This is a genomic window from Gordonia sp. UBA7860 (assembly GCF_002500165.1).
Taxonomy (GTDB): domain Bacteria; phylum Actinomycetota; class Actinomycetes; order Mycobacteriales; family Mycobacteriaceae; genus Gordonia; species Gordonia sputi.
Map to the genome: position 1 here is coordinate 6,245 of NZ_DLSO01000127.1, position 25,938 is coordinate 32,182.

Genomic DNA, 25,938 nt, shown 5'->3' on the forward strand with positions numbered 1-25,938 from the left:
TCTGATGACGTGCAGTGAATCGCGAGCACCGAGGCTCGTTCTCTGGTAAGCATAGGCTTACCAAATTTAGAGAAGAGGCCCGCCCCTACGCTCCGCTAAGGCTAGGGTAAGCTAACTGCTTATGGTTGGCTGCTGTCGTCGATTGCCTGAGATCGCCGCATTACCGACTGCCCGGGTGGGGTGTTGATGCGCGCCACGTCAGCGCAGCAGGGATTGTGGTTCGCTCATCGAGTCGCGCCGAATCCCGATGTGTTCACCATCGGTCAGCTCGTCGACTTCGACGCTCGGCCCGAACCTGGTCGCCTCTCCGCCGCCGTTCGCCAAGCCGTCGCTGAAGCCGACGGATTGCGCTCGGTGTTCTCCGAACAGGACGGCGGCGTGACTGTCGAACTCGGCGCACCGATCGAGGTCGCCGATCACGATCTCGGCGACGACGCCGACGCAATCGATGAGTATGCGCAAGCCGCGGTCCAGGTGGCGATAGACCCCGCATCCGGCCCGTGCGCAGTCGTCGAGATCTTGCATGCGGGCGGGTGCACGGCACTACTCGTCGTCGCACATCACATCGTGATCGATGCCTACGGCCTCGGTCTGCTTGTTCGACGCATCGGCCGCCTCTACGCGGATCCGGGTGATACCCGACGCCTCGGGAGCGTCGTCGACCTTCCGCCGGAACCCGATGCCGGTGCGAGCGCAGCATTCTGGAGCCGCGAGCTCGCGCGCGTCACTGGTCCCCTGACCTTGGGCGACACGCCACGTGGCCATCGGATCGCAGCCGCTGTGCACACGACTCGATCCGTAGTCGGCGGTGCGGGCGGAGCCGCGATGTCTCCTGATCGTCTCGCCGCCGCCGTTGCGGCGTTCTGTGCGCGCGCGACCGACAGCGACGACGTCGTGATCGGCTTCCCGATGATGAACCGATTCGGCTCTCCCACAGCCAATGTCGTGTGCACGACGGTCAATGTCGTCCCGCTGCGCGTTACGGTCGCACCTGCGGTGACTGCCGACGAGCTCGCCGCCGACGCCGCCGCTGGGATTCGCCGGATCGCTCCCCATGCGCGTTACCGCGGCGAGGACATTCTCCGCGACGCACGACGCCGCGCTGTCGACGGTGTCGTGGGACCGACGGTCAACGTCAAGCCCTTTGGCTCCACCGTCACCTTCGAAGCCGGAACTCCCGAGTCCCGAAGTGCCGAATCCCGAACACCCGATTCCCCAACACCTGATTCCTCAAGTACCGAATCACTCGCCGCCTGCGCGATTACCGCGACGGTCCGCTCGCTGCGTCGTGGTCCGGTTGTCGATCTCTCGATCACAGCGCTCGACCTCGGGCCGTCGGACCCCGACCGCTCCAGCCCCGACCGCTCCAACCCCGACCGCTCGGACCTGGAACTCACAGTCGACGCCGACGCAGCCATCTACAGCCGAGCACACGCCGCTCGGATCGCCGACTCACTTGCGGCATTCGTCGGCGAATTCCTGCGTGAGCCGACACGTCCCGTCGGCGCCATGCGGATCGTCGAGCACATATCCGATGGGCCAGAATCCGGTGCGCCTGACACCGGGCGAGCACACGTGGAGGTTCTCCCTTCCGGCACGACAGCACCGATCGACCCGACCCCGCTCGATGCCCGGATCGCGGCTGCCGAACCCGATACGATCGCGGTGCGATTCGGCGACGACACCATTGATTTTCGCGAACTCAATCGTCGCGCAGACGACCTCGTGGCACGCCTGGGCCCAGTCGTTCCCGACTCGGTCATCGCGATCGCACTCCCCCGTGGCATCGACCTGATCGTCGCGTTGGTCGCCGTGATGCGTAGTGGCGCAGCCTTTCTCCCGCTCGATCCTGGATTTCCTGCCCACCGCAGAGAAGCCAGCATCGCCGACGCCGCACCTGTCGCCATCATCGAACCTCCCATAACCGAACCCGCCGTCGTGGCATCCGGAGGCCGCCATGTTCAGATCCGTCGCCTATCCGATCCGCGCCCACTGCCGGTCACGGCCATGTCGGGCGACCCGGTCGGCAACTCGGCTGCCTACTTGATCTACACGTCGGGGTCGACGGGCACACCGAAGGGTGTGGTGATCCCGCACCGTGCCCTGCGGAACTTCGCCGATCACATGGTCAGTGGACTAGGCCTGGGGCCGCGCAGGTCTCTGCTGGCGGTGACGACGATATCGTTCGACATCGCACTCTTGGAGACACTCGTGCCGCTGTCGGCGGGAGCATGTGTGGTTCTTGCCGACAACGACGACATCCACGATCCGGCGCGACTCGCGGCGCTCATCTCGCGACACCGGCCGGACGTGGTCCAGGCCACGCCGTCGTTGTGGTCGGCATTTCTCGGTGCGGGATGGGGGTCCGCACTGGCGAGTGTCGACGTCCTCGTCGGCGGCGAGCAGTTGCCCTCCGACGTCGCTCGAGGTCTCGTCGCTTCCGCACGGTCGGTGCGCAACATGTACGGACCGACAGAGACGACGATCTGGTCGACGACGGCTGAGGTCGACGACGACGCCGACGTCACCATAGGCACACCGATCGCGAATACCGGTGTCCGCGTGCTTGATTCGACGTTGCACCCGGTGCCCGTCGGACGTGTCGGCGAGCTCTATCTCAGCGGCGACGGACTCGCTCGCGGATACCGCGGCCTGCCCGGCATGACCGCCGCCCGATTCGTCGCCGACCCGTTCACCGACGGCGCGCGCATGTATCGCACCGGAGATCTGGCGCGCATTCGCCCGGACGGACGGCTCGACTGCCTCGGCCGCACCGACCATCAGGTCAAGGTGCGCGGGTTCCGAGTCGAACTAGGCGACATCGAGACCGCACTCTCCGCCCTCCCCGCCGTCGCGGGCGCGGTGGTGACCTCCGTGGACGGGCGACTCGTCGGCTACGTCACCACGCACTCCGACAGCAGCTCTGCTGACAACACAGACTCTGCCTACAACACAGCGCTGGCACAGTCGTGGCGGAGCGAACTCGCCACCATCCTCCCCGACTACATGGTGCCGTCAGCGCTCGTCGTGCTCGATGAGTTTCCCCTCACGCCCAACGGCAAGATCGATCGACGAGCACTGCCCGCACCCGACTATGCCGCGCAGGCCGCCCGATCGCGACCGCCATCGGGTCCTGTCGAGACCGAGCTCGCCGACGTATTCGCCTCGGTGCTCGGACTTCCCACGGTCGGTGCGGAGGACAACTTCTTCGCGCTCGGCGGCGACAGCATCGTCGCCGTGCGAGTGGTCAGCGCCGCGGCATCGGCCGGCTGGGAGATCACACCACTGGAGATCTTCGACCATCCCACGGTCGAGGGCCTGGCATCGGTCGCGCGCAGCGTCAGCAACGCAGAACCCGCCCACCAGCAGTTCCCGACAGACCAGCAATTCCCGAGAGACCAGCGGTTCTCGGCAGACCAACCGTTCTCTGCAGACCGGGCGGGCGCCACTACTGCGGGGATTGACGACGACGAACTCAACGAACTGATGGAGGGTGACCTGCTGTGAGCGCAGCGCTCGAAGACGTCCTACCCCTCACCGGTCTGCAGGAAGCGATCGTCTACCGATCGACGGCCCCCCGTGGCGCCGATGACGTCGATCCGTATCTGATCCTCGCCGACCTCGATCTCACGACCGTCCTCCCACAGGAAGTAGACGTCGACCGGCTTCGTGAGGCAATCGCGACGGTCACCGCTCGACACGCGATGCTGCGAACCTCTTACACACGTCGACGGACCGGCGAGCCCGTCGCGCGCGTGCACACCGCGGTCGAGGTGCAACTGCCCGTCGTCGACATCTCCACTCTCGACGACGGCCTTGACACACTGCGCGCCGACGCCCGCTCAGCCGGCATTGCACTGACTTCACCTCCGCCACTGCGCTTTACACTCGCGACCGAGTCCGGTCGCCCTCGCTGGCTGTTCGTCGTGGCACACCACGTTGCTCTGGACGGGTGGTCGCTGCACCTGATGTTCAGCGAGATCGTGCACGCGTACCGTGGCGACACGCTCGCGCCGATACGCCCGATCAGCGACTACGCACGCTGGATTGCCTCACGGGGTCGCGATGTCGGTCCGTGGGTCGATGCCCTCGCGGATCTCGAGGCGTCGACGATCATGGACATCGTCGAGCCGACCACGCCGAGCGTGCCGTTACGCACACGCCTGAGCGTCCACGTATCCGCCGCGTTGCGTGACGTGGCGACGCAGTCGTCGGCGACACTCAACACCGTCATCCAACTCGCGTGGGCGCTTGTCCTCGCTGACCGCAACGACAGCGACGACGTCGTTTTCGCAACGGTCGTCTCGGGACGGGATCCCTCGGTGCCCGGCGTCGACGAGATGGTCGGCATGCTCATCAACACGGTCCCGGTTCGGGTGCGCATCGACCCGGGCGAGACCGTCGGCAGCACGCTGACACGACTGCAGCGCGAGCAACTCGCCCTGCTCGGCAGCCATCACGTGCCGCTGGCCGACATCATCTCGGCAGTCGACCTCGGCGGCCCGATCTCGTCGATCGTCGTGTTCGAGAGCTTCCCTCGCGGAGATGTGCGCCCCCGCATCGAGGATGACAACGACTTCACCGCAACGCTTCTCGTCGAGGACGAACCCTCGATCGGGCTGGTACTCGAACGGCGTGGAGCCGACCCGCATCTGCTCGAGGAGGTCATCGCCTGGCTGACTCTGCTCGCGCAGTCGCGTGAGGAACTCCTGGGTAGCCTCACGGTGACCCCGCCGGCCATGACCCCGCCAGAATCGCTCCCCTCAGAATCGCTGCCATATGTCCCGGTGGCCCAGCAGATCTCGGATGCCGCACTACGCCGTGCACGACGAACCGCACTCGTCTCGGGTAACCGACGCGTCGGCTACCGCGAGCTGGACGTGCTCGCGGCGCGAACCGCTCATGTACTGAGCGCTCGCGGCATCGAACCCGAATCCGTCGTCGCAGTGGCATTACCGCGTGGCATCGACATGGTCGTCGCGATCCTTGCCGTTGTCCGTCTCGGTGCGGTCGTCGCACCGATCGACCCGACCTACCCTCCGGCTCGTATTCGATTCATGCTCGACGACGCCGCTCCCGTACTCGTGCTCGACGAGCAGACCTTCGACGAGATTCGCGCCGACGCCGTCGATTCGCCCGAACGAGCCCCGCACACGCCGCATCCTGAGTCCGCCGCGTATCTGATCTACACGTCAGGATCGACCGGGACACCGAAGGGCGTTGTGGGTACAGCTGCGGCGCTGGCGAATCGCATCGCGTGGGCCGCGCAGCGGTGGGACGGATCCGTCGTGCTCGCCAAAAGCGCCATCGCGTTCATCGACGGCACCACGGAGATCCTCGGCGCACTGGCGGCAGGCGCAACGGTCGCCATCGCGGACGACACTTCCGCGCGCGACCCGATGGCACTCGTCGAGCTGGTTGACCGCCACGCCGTCGACCAGGTCACAGCCGTGCCGTCGTTGGCGAGAGCACTCGTCGACCTCGCCCTGGAGAGCCGCGGCACCGACAATCCCGGCACCGACAGCCCAGCCTTTGACAACACAGCCTCAGACGCCACAGCCTCCGAAAGACCAGCGCGACCCGAACCGACCGCGTCGATACGCCGCTGGATCGTCTCCGGTGAGCCGCTTCCCGACAGCACTGCTGCTCAACTAGCCAGCGCCGCAGATGAAGTGGTGAACTCGTACGGGTCGTCGGAGGTTGCGGGAGACGTCACGACCGCGACGATCCGCATCGACTCGAGCGCGGTTTCCAGCTCCCCTGGCGATACCGCCCCCAGAGATGTCACTGCCGCGGTCGGCACGATCACCGTCGGCACGCAGGTCCCGGGCGCTGGTGTCGTCGTACTCGACCGCCACCTGCATCCGGTGTCGGTTGGCCGTCCCGGCGAGGTGTACGTCACCGGCGTCCAACTCGCACGGGGCTACCACGGCCATTCCGACTGGACGGCAACGCGATTCGTCGCCAACCCGGCAGGGTCCGGCGATCGGATGTATCGCACCGGCGATCGTGGTCTGATCACTCCGGACGGCAGCCTGCAACTGCTCGGTCGAGCCGACTCGCAGGTCAAGATCCGCGGCACCCGCGTCGAACTCGGTGAGGTGGAACAGGCCGTCCTCGCACTCGACGGCGTCGACGACGCTGTGGCGGTGGCCGGCCAGGATCATGACGGACACACTCGTCTGGACGTCTACGTTGCCGGAGCTCAGGCCCCCGACGCCGTCCCGGCCGCACTCGTCGCTACGTTGCCCGCAGCGATGATCCCAGCCACGTGGACACGACTCGACTCGCTGCCTCGCACACCGGGTGGCAAGACCGACCGCAGGGCGCTTCCCGCTCCGACCTCGCCGCGCACTACCTCTCGACGTGAGCCGAGCACCGACCTCGAGCGGCTCGTTGTCGACACCGTTGCCGACGTCCTCGGCCTCGACGCCGCGGACACCGCACGGCCGAGCGTCGACGACAACTTCTTCGACCTCGGTGGCCATTCTTTGTCTGCCACGCGTGTGCTGACCAGGCTGCGCGTGGCAACCGGACGCGTTGTCGGTGTTGCCGAGGTCTTCGCCCACCCGCGACTCGTCGACCTCGCGGCCCTGTTCGCAGACGACGGCGACGCTCCCGAATCCACGCCCGCTGGCGTCACCGGCAGCGCGGAAACAAAGCGGCCGCAGCGCCCCGAACGCATTCCGCTCTCGCCGGCACAGCGCCGACTTGCCTTCCAGAGCGGGATCGGCGATGCCGCGTACACCATTCCGTTCGCCGTACGTTTCGACGGACCAATCGATGTGGCGCAACTGCAACGCGCGCTCGACGGCATCGTCGAACGCCACGAGTCACTGCGCACTCGGATCGTCGACGACGCTCAGGTCGTCGACCGGGTCGACGACGCGAGGGTGCTGATCGACGACCATCACATCGAACCCGCGGACCTCGACGCGACGATCGACAGTCTCATCGGGCGCCCCTTCGAGTTGTCGGCGGATCTCCCCTTGCGCGCCGATCTCCTGCGCGCTTCCGAGGCTTCGGCGGTGCTACTCCTCACGGTGCATCACATCGCCGCGGACGAATGGTCGGCCGCAACACTCTTCGACGAGCTCGCCGCCGGGTACAACGGCACGCCGGTTGCCGCGCCGCAGCTCCAGTACGCCGATCACACCCTCGCCGAGATCGAGCGGCTGGGCACCGTCGACGATCCCCGATCACTTGTGCACCGCCAGCTCGACTACTGGCGAAACCAACTCGCCGATGCACCCGCTGAACTCGACCTGCCCTACGACCGCCCGCGGCCTACCTCGCCGGATCCCGTTGGCGGCCAAGTTGAGATCGTCATCGACGCAGACGTTCTCGGCGGGCTCCGCTCGGCCGTCCGGGCACTCGACGCGACCGTGTTCATGGCAGCGCATGCCGCGGTGGCACTCGCGCTCAACGCGTCGGGAGCGGGCGACGACATCGTGGTCGGTACCCCGGTGGCCGGCCGGGCGTCGGCGTCCGTGGAGTCGCTGATCGGCATGTTCATCAACACCCTGCCGCTGCGCACCGACCTCTCCGGTGATCCGACGCTCCTCGAGGTGCTGCGCCGCGTCAGGGAGACCGACGTCGCGGCCCTCGCCGCGCAGGATGTGCCGTTCGACGAGATCGTCACGGCACTCGCCCCGGAACGAGCACTGAGCCGACACCCGGTGTTCCAGACGATGGTCCAGTACCGCGACCCGATCGTCGCCCCCGAATTCACCGGCGTGCGTGCAGAACCGGTCTTCCCGCACTCCCGCACCGCCAAGTTCGACCTGACCTTCGAGTTCGTCGAGCTTGCTCGCTCCGCGGGCATCCGACTGCGCGTCGAGTACGCCGCGGCGCTCTTCGACGAAGCGACAGTCGCCGATCTCGCAGAACGCGTGAGTTCCATCCTGCGCACCCTTGTCGGCGCCCCGAGCAGTCACGTCGCACAGTTGCGTCTGGGCCCGTCGGCTGAGCTTCCCGCGCTGCCCGCACCCGACATCGCACCTCCTCGGCGATCCCTTGTCGACATCTTCTCCGCCACCGCTCGCACCTTTGGCGACCGTCCCGCCGTATCCGACGGAACGCGCACTCTCACCTACCGCGAACTGGACGCTCACAGTTCGTCGATCGCCGCACGCCTGCACCGCGACGGGGTGCGACGCGGCCACTCGGTGGCACTGATCCTGGAGCGCTCGACGGACCTCGTCGCCGCGATCCTCGGAGTACTGCGCTGCGGAGCCGCCTACGTTCCGATCGACCCCGCCTACCCGGGTGAGCGCAAAGCGTCGACGCTCGACGACGCCGCCCCGACGGTGGTCGTCGACGCCGACTACCTCGAGCGAGCAGATGACTCCGATCCGGTCACAGCGACTTTCGAGACCGAACTCACCCCGGCCGACCCGGCCTATGTGATCTTCACCTCCGGGTCGACCGGAAAGCCCAAGGGTGTCACCGTGACTCACGGCAACGTCGTCGCGCTGATCGACGCCACGACGGAACTGTTCGATGTCGACGAGAACGACGTGTGGACGCTGTTCCACTCCTACGCCTTCGATTTCTCGGTGTGGGAACTGTGGGGTCCGCTCTCGACCGGCGCCCACCTCGTCGTGCCCGATCACGCCACCACGCGCTCACCCGCCGACTTCGCCACTCTCATCGGCGAGCGGGGCGTCACCGTGCTCAACCAGACGCCGTCGGCGTTCTTCGCCCTCGATGCCGCAGACCTCGCAGACACCGAGGACCGCGAGACCGCTGGGGCCGGATCGGCACTGGAGTCACTGCGCTACGTGATCTTCGGCGGCGAGGCGCTCGATCTGCCGCGCCTACGATCGTTCGTCCGGCGGTATCCGCGGACCACGTTGGTCAACATGTACGGCATCACCGAGATCACCGTCCACGCAACGTATCTGGTGCTCGATAAGCAAATCATCGATGCAGCGACGGGCAGTGATGTGGGTGCGTTGCTACCAGGTTTCACCGGCCACCTGCTCGACGGATACCTGCGCCGGGTACCCGTTGGCGCCGTCGGCGAGTTGTACCTCGCAGGCCCTCAGGTCGCAGCCGGCTACCTGCAGCGTCCGGCTTTACACGCGACGCGTTTCGTCGCCGACCCCTCGGGCACCGGTCAGGTGCTCTATCGCACCGGAGATCTGTTTCGTCAGACCAGGCAGGGTGCCCTGATCTATGTCGGTCGCGCGGATACGCAGGTCAAGATCCGTGGTTTCCGTATCGAACTCGGGGAGATCCGGGCCGCGCTCGCGGCTCTGCCCGGTGTGCGCGACGCCGCCGTCCTGACCCGGCCCGGCCCGAGCGACGCCGACAGAATCCTGGCCTATGCCGTCGGGGACAACGTCACTCCTGAATCCCTGCACGCTGCGCTGCGCGACGCCCTCCCCGAGCACGAGGTCCCGTCGGCCGTGCTGATCGTCGACTCGATCCCGTTGACCGTCAACGGAAAGACCGATGCCGCAGCACTTCCTGAGCCGGAGGTCGGCACCGCGGAGGGTCGTACACCGACGACCGAGATCGAGTCCGCGCTCGCCGACATCTTCGCCGACACCCTCGGACTCCCCGACCCGCCGAGCGTCGACGACGACTTCTTCGCTCTCGGCGGCGACAGCATCGTCTCGACGACCCTGGTCAATCGCGCACGGCGACGTGGTATCCGATTCACCCCGAGGGATGTCTTCACCCACCGCACCGTAGCCGGACTGGGTTCGGTCGCCGAGTGGATCGACGACACCACGCCTGCCGCTCCGTCGAACCGCGACGACGCATCGGCGACCGGGCCGACACCCATTCCGCTCCTGCCGATCGTCCAACGACTCCGTGAGATCGGTGGCGCCATCGACAGGTTCAATCAATCGCTCGTCGTCGACACCCCGGCGGAACTCGACGCCGATACTCTCCGCGCGATGGTCCGTGCACTGCTCGATTCCCATGAGGCGCTGCGGAGTTCGTTGCAGACCGTCGCAGGTGTGCTCTGGACCATGCAGAGTGCGCCCCCGGGTTCGGTCGACGTCGACGACGTCCTTCGGACCGTCACGCTCGACAGATCTGTCTTCGAAGACCCGGACGCGCTCGCCGCAGCGGTGTCGGCCGAATCCGCCGCGGCCGCAGGCAGATTGTCGCCCGCCACGGGACTGATGTTCGCCGCGACCTGGTTGACGACCGACTCGCCCGACGATCCGATCGCGGGACGACTGATATTGGTCATTCACCACCTCGCCGTCGACGGCGTCTCCCGGCGCATCCTGCTCGAGGATCTCCGTACCCTCTGGGAGACGGCAACCACAGGTGCTGAGCTGCAACCGATTCCGACTCCGACACCCCTGCACGCCTTCGCCGCCGCCGTGACCGAGCGAGCCGCCGATCCGGCACTGCTCGACGAGGCTGCCCATTGGGCGCAGGTGCTGGCACCGGGAGGCGAACTGGTGCCCGGTCGGCTCCCCACGTCGGGCACCGTCGCCGACCAGCGACGACACGTCGCCACGTTGTCTCCGGAAACCTCGGCGTCGCTCGTCTCCGATCTACCCACCCGCCGAGGTGTGGGGATCACGTCGCTGCTCCTCGGGGCGTTGCGTGTCGCCGCAACACGAGCTCTCGACACAGGGGACCTCATCGTCGACACCGAGCGTCATGGTCGCGATGCACACGAGTTCGGTATCGACGCGGATCTGTCACACACGGTGGGCTGGTTCACGACCGTCGCACCGATCCGGCTATCCGCCACCGACGACATCGGCGACGCGATCGCCGACGCCGAGAACGCGTGGACGGCAATGCCCTCTGCCGGAGCGGGATTCGGCATGCTGCGCTACCTCAACCCGCAGTTGTCGGGCGCGCTCGCCACCATGTCGCGTCCGTCGGTGCTGCTCAATTATCTCGGGCGGTTCACCGTCGGCGGGGGCTCGCCGTGGCAACCCTCGGCGGAATCGACAGCGCTCGCAGCAGATCCAGACCCCGGACTCGGCGTCGCGTACCCACTCGAGATCGACATCGTCTGTCGTGACGAGTCGTCGGGTCCCGTCGTCGCCGCAACGTTGCGCTACCTACCAGACCACCTCGACGACGCCGCTGTGCGTGAGCTCGCCAACGCACTATGTGCGGCGCTCGATTCGCTTGCGGCGCCTGCAGAATCCGGAGTCAATCAGTGACCTCGACACGCCCCGACGGCAACGCCCCGACAGACGCAGACACTCCTCTCCGCACACACGGCGACGCACACGATGTCACACTGCCTGTCCTCGCCGGCCAACGCGACATCTATCTGTCGATGCAGGCATCCGGCGACCCGGCCCTCTACGTCACCGGGCTCTACGTGGAGGTGGACGCACGAACCGACGTCGAACGACTCAGGGGGTCTGTCCTCGCGGTTCTCGAGAATGCCGAAGCGATGCGCGCCGTGTTCGTCGAAGAGGGCGGCGACGTGCGACAGCGAGTCCTGCCTACTGCCGACTTCGACGTCGACGTCCGCGAGATGCCTCTCCCCGATGCGTGCGAGTGGATGGCTTCGCAGCTCGCGCTGCCGATGGACGTCGAGCACGGACCACTCACCGAATGCACGATCCTGCGCACCGCCCGTACCGTCACCGACCCGGGGACCGCGCAGCCCGACCCGACACTGGTGTTTCTGAAGGTTCACCACCTCGTCTGCGACGGCATGGGGCTCGGCTTCTTCACCCAGGCGGTCCAGGAACACTACGACGCAACGAACGCATCTGGCGCATCGGAAGCTTCGGGGGCTTCGGATGGCTCCGGGGCATCCGACAACGCCCGGCCATCACGACCCAGGGATTGGCGACTACTCCCGGTAATCGACGCCGAGCGCGACTACCGTGAAGGCGCCGACTTCGCCACCGATGCCGACTACTGGTTGGCGCGGATGGGCGACCGACCGCAGCCGGTGCGACTCCTCGACGACGATGTGGTGCCCGGCCGCGGAATCATCGCGTCGCGTTTCGACATTCCCCTCGAAGTCCTCGACCCGTTGCGCGCGCTGGCGCGTGATGCCGGGGTTCGACCGACCGTCCTGCTCATCGCCGCAGTCGCGGCGTTTGCCCACGTGCGTACGGGCCGCACCGACCTGGTACTCGCACTGCCTGTGACCGGGCGTGTTGACCGTAGAGTGCGCACAACACCGTCGATGGTGACGAGCGTGCTGCCGCTGCGTGTCGACGCGAACCCGCGAGACAATCTCGCCGACCTCGCCGCTCGCACCGAACGCGCGGTATTCGCACTCCTCGCCCACAGTCGTTTTCGCGGTGAGGATCTCGGCCGTGCTCTCGCAGTGCAGGCCAGGGACTCGGGTACTCCGGCACCATCCGACGGCCCGTACCGCATGTTCGGTCTCGGCGTGAACGTCATGGCGAACACGTCGCGGCAGACCATTGGTGGCCAACCACTCTCGCTCCACGCCCTAGCGTCCGGGCCGGTGTCTGATGTCGAGATCCAGATCCAGCTGAGGCGTCGCGACAGGCCCGCCGAAGTCGTCGTGCGCACGGTCGCCGACGCCGCTGAGCAGGCGCACGGTATCGGCGAGGATTACGCCGCCTTCCTGCGGGCACTCGCCGCGGCTCCCTCCGCACGCCTCCGCACGTTCACCCCCCACGGGCACCTCGACGCTGCGATTCGAACGGTTCACACCGAAACGCACGGAGCTGCAGGCGCAGTATCGCTCACGCCTGCGTTGGCGCGACTTCGCGAAGGCCAGATCGACCTGGATACATTGCCGCCCCGCATTGTTCGCGCCTGGGCGTCGTCGACCGTGACTCCCGACGCCGTCCGCGAGATCGCCTCTGCACTTGTTGCGACCCATCCGGCGCTGCGTACCGCGGTGAATCGGCCAGCCCCGATCCTGTGGACCCTGACGACCGCATCCGCGCAGGACAGCTCCATTCCCGTCTCGATTGCCGACAGCGCGCCGGCCGAACCGCTCGGACGCGGCTTGACCTTCGTGCCTGCGACCGGCGAGTTGGTCGCCGCGTTCGACGCAGCACTCATCGATCCCACGTCTGCGGAGATCCTCCGTACCGATCTGCAGATCGCGCTCGACGACGCCGCGGCGGGTCGGCACATCGACGTCGATGCCCCCGACACCGAACTCAGCACTGTGGCAACGGGGTTGGCGGGGCGAGCGGCGGATGTCGGCGCGCTGGCGCATTATCTCGAAACGCTCGCGCCGGGAGCGACGCTACCGCGCATCGACGGCGCGTCCAGCACACCGCGGGCCGATCACACGACACGCACCTCTCGAGTCGACGTGGACGACCCGAACGTCGAACGTCCCAACCAGCACGGCCTCGTTGCGGCGCTGGCAGGCGCGGTCGCAGACGTCTTCGGTGCCGCCGCACCAACCGAGCTCCTGATCGACCTGGCCGTTGACCTGCGAGCCGTCGGCGGTGAACGCGTCGGCGCACGCACGGTGGGCCCGCTGCAGGCACTCGAACCGCGTCGCGTCGACCTGGCGAATCCCTCACTCCCCGACGGCTCGAACCCGACCCTCGGCAACGGGCCGGGTCTCGACGTGCTGCGCTATCTCTCACCACAGGTCGGCGCGGCGTTGACCGACGCCACCGCTGCGGGGCAGATCGTCGCACCCGACGTGCTGGTCGGCGACCACGGACTGCCGACCGCACACTCCGTCTCGATCCGGCTGTTGCGCAACGACTCTCCCGATCACACCGGCTGGTCGGTCATCGTCGACGTCGACGCGGAAGTCATCCCGCACGCCGACACCCTGGCGCACGCCATCACCGACCGAGTGATGGCAGACGCCGATCGACGTCTGGTGACACTCGACGACGCGACCGTCGAACGACTCACCCGCGAACACGGAACCATCGACGACATCTGGCCGCTGACACCCCTACAGGAGGGTTTGTTCTTCCAGTCGCAGGTCGACGCGTCCGACGACATCTACACCGCACAGTTCTGGCTCGACCTCGGCCACCGAATCGACGTCGAGGCGCTGCGGAGCGCCGCACGGGCGCTACTCGACGAGAATCCCGAATTGCGGGCCGCGTTCGTCGAGGTCGACGGCTCCCCTGTCCAGATCATCCGCAACGTGGTCGATCCCATCATCGCGGAGGTCGACCTCACGGCGGCGTCGGCCGACGTCGTCGACTTCGAGCTCGACGCGGTTCTCGACGCCGACCGCGTCCGCGAGATCCCGATCGGCACCGCACCACTCTGGCGCATCACGCTGATCCACCTGCCGAATGAGCACGACCGCATCGTCGTCAATCGTCGATTCCTGCTGTGGGACGGCTGGTCTGGCGGGCTCGTGGTGTCCCGGTTGCTCGCCCATCTCGAGGGCACCCCGGCCACGACTCCCGAAGCGTCGCTGCGCGACTACCTCGCCTGGATCGCTGACACGTCTGACGCCGACGCACTCGAGGCGTGGCAGGCACACCTCGACGGCTACACCGAGCCGGCGCTCGTCGCTCCGCGGGCGGTGGGATCGACGCCTCGCGCGCCGCGTCGGATCGAGGTCGATCTCGGTGTCGCCGCGTCGGAGTCACTCCGCGCCGACGCGAGAAGTGCTGGCGTCACACTCAACACCGTCATCTCGGCAACGTTGTCCCTCACGCTGTCTCGCGTCCTAGGAGTCACCGACGTCGCGTTCGGCTCGACCGTCGCGGGCCGCCCGACCGAGGTGCCCGGCCTCGACACCGTCATCGGACTGTTCCTGAACACCGTCCCCGTCCGAACGGTGTTGCATCCGCAGGAATCGGTGCGAGACTTCCTGCGCCGCAGTCAGGATGCCCGGGTGGCGCTGATGGCCTACGACCACATCGGGTTGGCCCGGTTGCAGCAGGAGACCGGGCATCCGGTGCTGTTCGACGTCCTCTACGTGTTGCAGAACTTCCGCACCGAAGAAGAGGAGCGCGAGCAGTCGGCGCTACACGATGTCATTGGCGAGGGCAGTCTCGACCACACCCACTACCCGCTGGCGCTCGTCGTGACTCCTGGCGCATCGATTCGATTCCGACTCGAGTATCGCGACGACCTGATCGAACATCGGTACGCCGACGGATTCGTGACACGATTCCGCCGCGCACTGGAGTCGATCGGTCGCGACCTCGACACCGCGGTTGCCTCCCTCGACCTCTCACTCGACTCGGACGTTGCGCTCGTCGGCCCACTCCATCGACTACCCGACACCACGGTGTCGGGATTGCTCGCCGAGCGCGCTGCGATGATCCCCGACGCCGACGCACTCATCTACGGCGACTCGCGTCTCACCTACGCCCAGCTCGACGGCGAGGTCGACCGTGTCGCGCAGGTGCTCGCAGAGCACGGCGTCGAAGCGGAAACTGTTGTTGCACTGGCGATCCCCCGGTCGATCGAGACCGTGGTCGCGCTCTTCGCGATCCTGCGGGCCGGCGGAGCATATCTCCCCCTCGAACTCGATCATCCCGACGGCAGGCTCCACGGCATCATCGATGACGCGGCGCCGTTGCTGATCCTGACCCACAGCTCGGTGGCGCACCGATTCGACACGGTCACCCTGCCGACGCTTACGGTCGACGACCTGCCAAACCCCACAACGCCGGAATGGGTTGCCCCCCACGTCGACCCGGATCAACCCGCCTACGTGATCTATACGTCGGGTTCGACGGGTAAACCCAAGGGTGTCATCACGCCCTACCGCGGCCTGACGAACATGCAGCTCAACCACCGCGAGAGGGTCTTCGAACCCGCGATCGCGCTCGCTCGTGAGGCCGGTGTCAGCGGTCGACTCCGCATCGCGCATACGGTCTCGTTCGCGTTCGACATGTCGTGGGAAGAACTGCTGTGGCTCGTCGAGGGCCACGAGGTCCACGTCGCCGACGAGCAACTCCGTGCCGATTCGACGGCGCTCGTCGCCTACTGCGAGACCCGCCGCATCGACGTCATCAACGTGACGCCCACATATGCCGCACAGTTGTTCGCCGACGGTCTCCTCGCAGGCGACCACGTGCCCGCGCTCGTCCTGCTCGGTGGCGAGGCCGTCTCCGAACCCGTGTGGACCGCACTTCGTCAGCACCCGCACACCCTCGGCTACAACCTCTACGGCCCGACCGAGTACACGATCAACACCCTCGGGGTTGGCACCGACGAAACACCGACATCGTCAGTCGGTACTCCAATCTGGAACACCACTGCGCACCTGCTCGACCCTTGGCTGCGGCCGGTGCCCGCCGGGGTGCCGGGCGAGTTGTACATCAGCGGCGCGGGACTGGCACGTGGATACCTCGGACGGCCCGATCTGACGGCCGAGCGGTTTGTCGCGGATCCGTTCTCCGACGGAGGCCGCCTGTATCGCACCGGAGACGCGATGAAGATCCGTCCCGACGGAAACCTCGACTTCCTCGGACGCACCGACGACCAGGTCAAGGTCCGCGGCTATCGGGTCGAGCTCGCCGAGATCGATGCCGCGGTGACCGCGCTGCCACAGATCGCGTCGTCGGCAGTCGTGGCGACCGCCGATCCGGCAGCACCCGATGTCAAACGTCTGGTGGCGTACGTGATTCCCACCGACGCGGGCTCGGAGCTCGACTATGCGCAATTGCGACGCGAGTTGAGCGCGAACCTCCCCGACTACATGGTCCCGACCCTGTTTGCCACAGTCACCGAGTTCCCGATGACCGTCAACGGCAAGCTCGACGTGAAGGCGCTGCCCGTCCCCGAGGTCGGCGGTACGCGACGCGCACCACGCACCGAGCTCGAAGGACGGCTCTGCGAGGTCTTCGCCGAGGTCCTCGGTCTCCCGGACACCGACGAGGGATGCGCGGTCGGTATCGACGACGACTTCTTCGCACTTGGCGGTCACTCCATGGCGGCGATGCGACTCGTCTCCACACTGCGCGCCGAACTCGGCGCCGAACTGGCCATCCGCGACCTCTTCGAGGCCAGGACTCCCGCCGACATCGCCGCGCGCACCGAACTGACCGGATCGACCACCGACATCGCGACCGGTATTCGGCCGGACCGCATCCCGCTCTCGCCGGCACAGGAACGACTCTGGGTGCTCTACGAGATGGATCCCGACGACATCTCGTATCACTACGGCCACGTCGTGCGCGTGCACGAATCCATCGACACCGACGCCCTATCGGGGGCGATGAGAGACGTACTCGCGCGCCACGAGAGCCTGCGCACCGTCTTCGAGACCACCGCGGACAGCGAGGTGTACCAACGTGTTCTCGATCCCGCAGAGGTCCCCGACGTGGTCGAGGTGCGCGCCGCCGGTGCCGATGTCACCGAGGTGACACGCGAGTTCCTCACGCGCGCTTTCGATCTGCGTACGACGCCGCCGATTCGCGTACAGGTGGCGCAGGTCAACGCACCCGACGAGTCGTCGACCGTTGCGGTCCTGACCATCGCGATGCATCACATCGCCACCGATGAATGGTCGGATCGACCACTGCTCACCGACCTCACCGCTGCCTACGCCGCACGGGCGACCGGTGCGGTACCCGAGTTCTCGCCACTGCCCGTGCAGTACGCCGATTACGCACTGTGGCAACGTGATCGGATCAGCGAGAGAGGGCAGGAGCAGCTCGATTTCTGGACCGACACACTAGCCGACCTCCCCGAGGAGCTCGCACTCCCCCGCGACCGCCCACGACGTCCCGGTCCGCCCGGCCCAGCGGCAACGGAGTCGACCGTCGTCGACGCCGACACCCGTTCGACTCTCGCGCGCATCGCCGCCGACCACGGAGCCAGCATGTTCATGGTCGCCCAGGCGGCCGTGGCCACACTGCTGTACCGGGTGGGCGCCGGAGCCGACATCCCGCTCGGCTCACCGGTGTCCGGCCGCAACGATCCCGCGCTCGACGACCTCGTCGGATTCTTCGTCGACACCCAGGTGTTGCGCACCGACGTCGGCGGCCACCCGCGTTTCGACGAACTCATCGATCGCGTCCGCGCAGTGGATCTCGCAGCATTCGACAACCAGGACATCCCCTTCCAGCAGATCGTCGAACACCTTGCACCGCGGCGTGTGCCCGGACGTAATCCGTTGTTCTGTGTCAGCGTCGGATATCTGCCGTTCGGCGCGATGCCCGATCGCTTCCTCGGAGTCCCGGCCACGTTCGAGCACCTGACGTCCGTGTCCGCCAAGTTCGACCTCGCGTTCACCGTCGTCGACAACACCGAGACCGGCGAACTGACGCTCGCACTCGAGTACGCGACCGCGATGTTCGACGCCGCAACCGCTCGGGACCTACTCGCACGCTTTGCCCGCATCCTGCGCGCCGTCAGTGCGACGCCCGAGATCGTCGTCGATCGGATCGGGCTTCTCAGCGCTGACGACGAGGCGTCCGCCCGCGACGCCGAGCGCGGTGCGCAGGCACTCGCCGATCACGACGACACGGTGACAGATCTCATCGACGACGCCACGCAGCAGCATTCGTCGCGAATAGCGTTGTCCGACACCGATGGTGGATCGGTCGACTACGCCCAGCTCGCCGCGGCGACCAGACGCTTGGCTGCCCGACTCGTCGACCTCGGCGTGCGACCCGGCGGCGTGGTTGCCGTCTTCGTGCCACGAAGCATGGCACAACTGGCGGCCCTACAGGGCGTACTGCGCGCGGGTGCGGCCTACCTTCCGATCGACACCGACACACCGGCCGACCGGGTCGCAACGATCCTCGACGACGCGCACCCCGCCGCCGTCATCGTCGGAAGCGGCAGCTCGACACTGGCCACAGTCAGTGGCCCCACGATCAGCGTCGACGACGGTCTCTTCGATGAGGACTCTGCGGACACTGCGACGGCGCTCACGAACGCTGCGTTGCCTCACGTACGTGCCGACGACGCAGCCTATGTGATCTACACGTCGGGTTCGACGGGCAGGCCGAAGGGCGTGGTGGTAAGCCACCGCAGCGTGGTGAACGTGCTGCGGTGGCGCGTGCAGACGATGCCCGGCGGCGGTATCGGACACGCCGACACCGTTCTCGCCAAGACGCCTGTCGGTTTCGATGGTGCTGTGTGGGAATTGTTGCTGCCCTTCATCGTCGGCGCGCGTGTTCTGGTCGCTGAGCCGGGCGCACAGCGCGACCCCCGCAGACTCGCCGACATCATCGGCGCCCACGGGGTCACGACGACGGTCTTCGTTCCGTCGCTGCTCGAGCTGTTCGTCCCCCACCTGCCGGGCCTCGACTCACTGCGTCACATGATCGTCGGCGGCGAGGCGTTACGGACCGAACTCGTCGACGACGTACTCGCCGCGGCACCGTCGCTCGCACTGATCAACGCCTATGGTCCGACCGAGACCACCGTCGTCGTCACCGATCACACCGCAGTTCCCCACGCGACCACCCGTACGGCACCGATCGGACGTCCGATCGCGGGCACCGATCTCCTCGTCCTCGACACGTCGCTGCAGCGTGTACCCGACGGCGCGGTAGGCGAACTATACGTGCGCGGAACACCGCTCGCCCGTGGGTATCTCGGCCGCCCGGCCCGCACCGCGGGCTCCTTCGTCGCGGACCCGACCGGTGACCTGCCGGGCGCACGCGTGTACCGGACGGGCGATCTGGTCCGCCGTCGAGAGGGCGTCCTCGAATACCTCGGCCGTATCGACAGCCAGGTGAAGGTACGCGGCAACCGCGTCGAACTCGGAGAGATCGAGGCGGCGCTGCGTTCGCTCCCACTGGTCGCCGACGCCGCGGTAGCCGTCGACTCCGATCGTGTCGTCGGCTGGATCGTCCCCGCTGGTGACTCGCCAGCCGGTGCATCGCAGAAAGGCTCCGTAGTCGAGTCCGCGACACGTCAACTCTCGACGCTGCTGCCGGACTACATGATCCCATCACCGCTGATGGTGCTCGACGCGTTTCCGCTGAATCAAACCGGCAAGCTCGACCGCCGTGCGCTACCGGCACCGACCGTCGACGGTGCGCAGGGAACCAGCCCGCGGACTGCACTGGAATCCGACCTCGCCGAGATCTTCTCGGCGGTGCTCGGGACCGACGTCGCCGATATCCACGCGAGCTTCTTCACCCTGGGCGGCCACTCGCTCGCCGCCATCAAGCTGGCCAACCTGATTCGCAGCTCACTCGGGTACGACGTAGGGGTCCGGACCGTCTTCGACGAACCGAGCATCGCTCAACTGGCCGAGTGGCTCGTCGCCAATGGGGATTCCGCGTCGGCACAATCGCATTCGGACACAACGAGTTTGCTTCGTCGTGCCGACGCCGACCCGGTGCTCTCCTTCGGCCAGGCCCAGATGCTGACGCTCGCGGGAGTTTCCGGTCCCACCAGCACCTACAACGTGCCGCTGCTATGGCGGCCGGGCGGACCCGAGGGGACAACTCCCATCGACCCCGACGTGCTGCGCGCAGCAGTCTGTGACGTCGTCGACCGCCACGAGATACTCCGAACGCGGTACCCGGACGACCGCCCCGACGTCCTCGTCGCTCCGGAGATTCCGATGCGTGTGGTCTCCGACATCGCCGAACTGCACGCAGACGCGGCACACGCCTTCGACCTCGCCACCGAGATACCGATTCGCGTGGCAACGACGGCCGAGTTCGCTGTGGTCACGATTCACCACATTGCCACCGACGAATGGTCGGCAGCACCGCTGCGTGCCGACCTCGACACCGCGTATCGTGCACGCGCACAACAGATTGCACCCGAGTGGGACGATCTCGCACTGCAGTACTCCGACTTCGCCGCATGGCAGCGGAATCTGCTCGCCGACGACCGAGGACGACGCGAACTGGACTTCTGGCGCCGCGCCCTCGACGGTTCGCCAGAGGAGCTGTCACTTCCCTACGACCGGGCCCGGCCTCCGCGTCCGTCGGGTCGTGGTGACGGAGTCCTCGTCGGCGTTCGCCCGGACACCGTCGTAGCTCTCAAGGAACTCGCCGCATCGACCGGAACGTCGATGTTCATGGTGTTCCAGGCGGCCGTGGCGGTTCTGCTGTCGCGACTGGGTGCAGGCACCGACATCCCGCTCGGATCGCCGGTCACCGTGCGCGACGACGCACGCCTCGACCAACTCGTCGGCTTCTTCCTGAACACGCTTGTGCTGCGCACCGACGTCTCGGGTGACCCGACGGTGGCCGAGCTACTCGCACGGATCCGCGCAGCCGACCTGTCGGCGTTCGAGAACAAGGACGTCCCGTTCGAGCAGGTCGTCGAAGCGGTGGCGCAGTCACGTTCGTCGGCGCTCAACCCGCTGTTCCAGACGATGGTGGTCTACGTCGACGGGCGACTGCCCGAGCCGTCAACCGACGGGACCACGGGAACCGACGGGAGCGCGGGCATGGCGTCTCCGCTCCCGACGACGGCGAAGTTCGATCTGTCGTTCGACTTCACCGAGGACGCCACCGGCGTGACGCCGCGGGTGGGTGGCGTGATCGAGTACAGCACCGACCTGTTCGACCGGGTCACCGTCGAATCGATGGCTCAGCGGCTCGTGATGATCCTTGACTTCATGGCGGCACAACGGGATCGACCCCTACGTGACCTCGACATCCGAATCACGACGGAACTGCGTGACCTCCATCGTCCTGCTGCTCCCGCGTCGACCTTCCCCGAGTTGTTCGACGCCGCGGTGGCCCGAGATCGATCTGCGCCTGCGCTTCGAGGCCATGACGGCACTCGTACGTTCGGCGAACTCGATCTGCGCGTCAAGACGATCGCGGCCAGGCTTGCGGCCGAGGGCATCGGTCCCGAGGACGTGGTCGTGGTCTCGCTGCCACGCGGTGTGGTCGCACTCGAAGCGATCTTCGGCGTACTCGTCGCGGGTGCCGCCTATCTCCCCATCGAGCCGGGCACACCGCCCGAGCGGGTTGCCGCGATGACCCGCGTCGCGGCGCCGCGACGCGTGATCGACAACCTCGCCGACCCGATTCTCGCTGCAACACAGGCCGATTCGGTGCCTGTGCTGGAGCGAGCCGCAACAGTGCTACCCGACCACCCCGCCTACGTGATCTTCACCTCCGGGTCCACGGGCACACCCAAGGGTGTCGTGGTGCCCCATCGCGGTCTTGCGAACCTCTTCGCGAGCCATCGGCGCATGCTCCATGAGCCCGCACGTCGCCGTGCCGGGCGTGATCGCCTGCGCGTCGGCCACGCGTGGTCACTGGCCTTCGACGCCTCGTGGCAACCACAACTGTGGCTGCTCGACGGCCACGAGGTGAGCATCGTCGACGCCGATACCCAGCACGACGCGCAAGCGCTCGCCGCACAGTTGCGTGCCGAAAACTGGGACTTCCTCGAGCTGACACCATCACACCTGCGTCAACTCGGCGGTGCCGAAGAATCCATGTGCGCCATCGGTTTCGGTGGCGAAGCGGTTCCGGACGCACAGTGGCAGCGCTATCGCGAACTCACCGGCACCGACGCCTACAACCTGTACGGACCCACCGAGGCGACGGTCGACGCTCTCGTCGCACGCGCGGCCGACGCCGAGCATCCGGTGGTCGGCCGTCCCGTCGACGGGGCGCGAGCCTACGTCCTCGACGCGGCACTCATGCCGGTTCCCGACGGTGTCGACGGTGAGTTGTACCTCGCCGGAGCGGGATTGGCACGCGGCTACCTCGGTCGCGGTGACCTCACGGCTGAGCGTTTCGTCGCCGATCCGTTCGAGGCCGACGGGTCGCGGATGTATCGCACGGGCGACACGGTTCGCTGGACGCGCGAAGGCCAACTCGACTTCCGCGGCCGAGCCGACGACCAGGTGAAGATCCGCGGCTTCCGCGTCGAACTCGGTGATGTCGAGTCGGCGCTGACGTCGATGCCAGGTGTGACGACGGCGCTCGTCGTCGCGCGGGCAGGCAGACTCGTCGGCTATGTCGTGGCTGATCACCATGCAGGCGAGAAGCAGCCTCCGGTGGAACCCGCAGCCCTGCGTGCTGCCGTACGGGCGTTACTACCCGACTACATGGTTCCCGCGACCGTTGTCGTCATCGACGCGCTGCCCACCCTGCCGAACGGCAAGATCAATCGTCGCGCTCTGCCGGAGACAACTTTCGACCACGAGGTGCGTGCCCCGGAGACAGACGTGCAGCGGCGAGTGTGTCACGCCGTGGCCGACGTGCTGGAATTGCCGGCCGCCCAGGTGGGACTCGACGACGACTTCGCCGAGCTCGGTGGCGACAGCATCGTGGCAATGCAACTCGTCGCCCGGTTGCGCGCCGAGGGCTTCACACTCAGTCCTCGTGACGTGATGGTCAACCGCACCATCGTCGGACTCGCAGACACGGTCGAACGTGCCGGGGCCACAACGGAACTCCCCCGAGTGGCCGCTGGCGTTGTGCCTGCCACACCGATCGTCGGCTGGCTCGACGACCTCACGAGCGGTAACGCCGAGCACATCGGTGGCTTCCACCAGTCGGCGCTGCTCACGGTTCCCGCGGGTCTCGACGTCGACGCACTCACGCGGTCGCTGAGCATTCTCGTGTCCCGCCACCACATGTTGCGAGCACGGCTCGTCGACACCGCGTCGCCGTGGCACTTCGAGATCCGCGAGGACACAACCGAATCCGGCGTCGTTCCCGAAGTGCTCGTCGTCGACGGCAGTGACGCAGACATGACCGAACTCGCACGCACTGTGCGCTCTCGCCTGGATCCCGTGGCAGGACGCATGATCGCGGCAGCGTGGAGCGATCGGGGCAATGAACCGGGCCGTCTGCTGGTGGCCATCCATCACCTCGTCGTCGACGGTGTGTCGTGGCGCGTGCTCGTCCCGGAACTGATTGCCGCGTACACGCAGCTGACCGCAGGTGTTGCACCGGAAGACATCTCGCTAGCACACGTATCGACCGACTTCGGTGTGTGGGCACGCGAGTTGGCGGCCCTGGACCGCAGCGGTGAGGCCGACCTCTGGCATCAGATCACCGCTGATCTAGATCCGCTGGCCGTCTTCTCGCGTCCCCTCGATCCCACTCGCGACCGTCAGGGCACCGTGCTCCGACACCGCGTCGAGGTCGACACCGACATCGCGCGGGAGGTCCTCGGTCCGGTTGGCGCGCGGCTGGGTGTCGGCGTCGACGAGGTGCTGTTGGGCGCCTTCGGCGCGGCGATCAGCACCCCGACGCTCGTCGACTCCGAGGGACACGGCCGCGTCGAACATCTGGTTCCCGGTGCCGATCTCACCGGCACCGTCGGGTGGTTCACGGCGGTCCATCCGATCCGGGTCGGCGGTACCGACGACGCGGCGACACAGGCGAGGAGCCTCGCGGCGCAACGGGCGACGATCCCGGATGGTGGCGTGGGGTACGGTCTGCTCAGGTACGGTTCTGCGGGTGGAGACGGAACCACCACTCGGGCGGTCACCGACCTGCCGAGTGCGGCCATCGAGTTCAATTATGTTGGCCGATACCGCGATTTCGCCTTCGACGGGTGGTCGATGGCGCCCGAGTCGGTCGACATCGGACCCGACGACGAGATGCCGGCAGGCTACGGACTCATCGTCGACGTCGCGACGGTCGACGGTCCTGACGGGCCACGACTGTCGGCAACCTGGAGCTATCAGCCCGGAATGATCGACGCGCATGCCATTGCGCGTCTGGCAGATCGATGGCTGGCTGCCCTCGCCGAATTGGCGACCATGAGTACTGCCGAGTTGGCGAACATGAATACTGCCGAATCGGCAAGCGTGAACAGCGGCGAGACGGAAGGTGGTCGATGAGCGGCAAGGTACGTGGGGTACTGATCGATATCAGTCCCCTGCGCGAGAGTGCGGCCTTCCGCCGCATCTTCTGCGCCCGACTCATCTCGATCATCGGCATCGGACTCCTCATGGTGTCGGTGCCGATCCAGATGTACGACCTCACCCGGTCGTCGGCACAGGTCGGCGCGGTGACTGCCGTCACGGGCGTCACGACGTTCGTCGGCATGCTGGTCGGCGGTGTTCTCGCCGACCGGTTCGATCGCAAGAAACTCATTCTTCTCGGACGCACGGGCGCGGCACTGAGCTTCGCGGGCCTCGCACTGAACGCCTTCGGTGTGTTCGGCGCGACGTCGGTGGTGGCTCTCTACGTTCTTGCGGGCGTCGACGGGTTGATCGGCTCCCTCTCGACTTCGGCGCTGATGGCTGCGGTGCCGACGCTGATCCCACGAGACAAACTCGTGGCCGTCGGCGCACTCAGTTCACTGACCGTGCGGGTCGGGACCGCGATCTCGCCTGCCATCGCCGGATTGATCATCGCGGCTGCCGGAGTCGAGTGGGCCTACACCATCGCTGCGATCCTGGCGACGCTGACCGTGCTGATCCTGCTGGGCCTCCCGTCGATGCCACCGACCGCTGCAACCCTTGGCGCGGAGTCGGAGTCGGCTTCCGGAGGAGCTCAGGTCAACGCCGCGGACGCGGCGCACAGCGAGTCGCCGCAATCGCTCCTCGAATTCTTCACCTCGCAACGCGTCGTGCTCGGCGTGATGATCGTCGGCGTCCTGGCGATGTTGGGCGCCGGCCTCGTCGCACTCCTTCCCGCGCTGGTGGCGCAGCGGTTCGGCGGCGACGCGAGAGCCACAGGTCTGCTGTATGCGGCCGTCGCGTGCGGCGCGATGCTCGGTGCGCTCACCAGCGGATGGTTGGCAGGCGTGCGGCGTCCCGGTGTCGTGTTGCTCGGCGCACTCGCCGGCGCGTCGCTCGTCCAGGTCTTCTTCGGATTCGCACCGGTGGCCTGGCTCGCGATTGTCCTGCTTTGCATCGTCGGATATCTCGAGGCGACGCAGGAGGTGCTTCGGTACTCCCTCATCCAGCACCACACTCCCGGTCCGCTGTTGGGACGTGTGAACGGCATCTGGATGGCCCAGGAGGTCGGCGGCGTGACGATCGGTGCGCTCGTTGCAGGCGTCTTCGGCACGATCTGGACCGCATCGGATGCCATCGTCTACTACGGGCTCGCGCTGCTCGTCCTGTCGATCATCGCGGCCTTCGTGCTGCGGGCGGTCGTTGCGGTGCGTAACGACCACCCGGTGGAGAGCACGCTGTCCTGA

At 67.0% G+C, this 25,938-nt stretch carries 4 protein-coding genes; all 4 read left to right on the forward strand.

Translation table 11 applies throughout. The features are described from left to right. Window positions 1–186: 186 nt before the first annotated feature. The 4 genes from B3T59_RS16280 to entS are packed head-to-tail and all read left to right on the forward strand — an operon-like array spanning window position 187 to window position 25,938. Window positions 187–3,507 (forward strand): amino acid adenylation domain-containing protein, encoded by a 3,321-nt coding sequence (locus B3T59_RS16280; protein WP_287004325.1) that lies wholly within the window; start codon window positions 187–189, stop codon window positions 3,505–3,507. Beyond that, entirely contained in the window at window positions 3,504–11,153 is a 7,650-nt protein-coding gene (locus tag B3T59_RS16285; RefSeq protein ID WP_287004326.1) for a non-ribosomal peptide synthetase, read from the forward strand. Before B3T59_RS16280 ends, B3T59_RS16285 begins: the two co-directional genes overlap by 4 nt. Then, complete coding sequence (locus B3T59_RS16290; RefSeq protein ID WP_287004327.1) at window positions 11,150–24,628, forward strand: non-ribosomal peptide synthetase; 13,479 nt, start codon at window positions 11,150–11,152, stop codon at window positions 24,626–24,628. The genes B3T59_RS16285 and B3T59_RS16290 overlap by 4 nt, the downstream gene beginning before the upstream one ends. Next, on the forward strand, window positions 24,625–25,938 hold the full coding sequence (entS, locus tag B3T59_RS16295; RefSeq protein ID WP_287004328.1) for an enterobactin transporter EntS: 1,314 nt from the start codon (window positions 24,625–24,627) through the stop codon (window positions 25,936–25,938). Before B3T59_RS16290 ends, entS begins: the two co-directional genes overlap by 4 nt.

Excerpts from the sequence above, each read along its gene's own strand:
- B3T59_RS16280 (WP_287004325.1), top strand. The coding sequence starts at position 187 with ATGCGCGCCACGTCAGCGCAGCAGGGATTGTGGTTCGCTCATCGAGTC.
- entS (WP_287004328.1), top strand. The coding sequence starts at position 24,625 with ATGAGCGGCAAGGTACGTGGGGTACTGATCGATATCAGTCCCCTGCGC.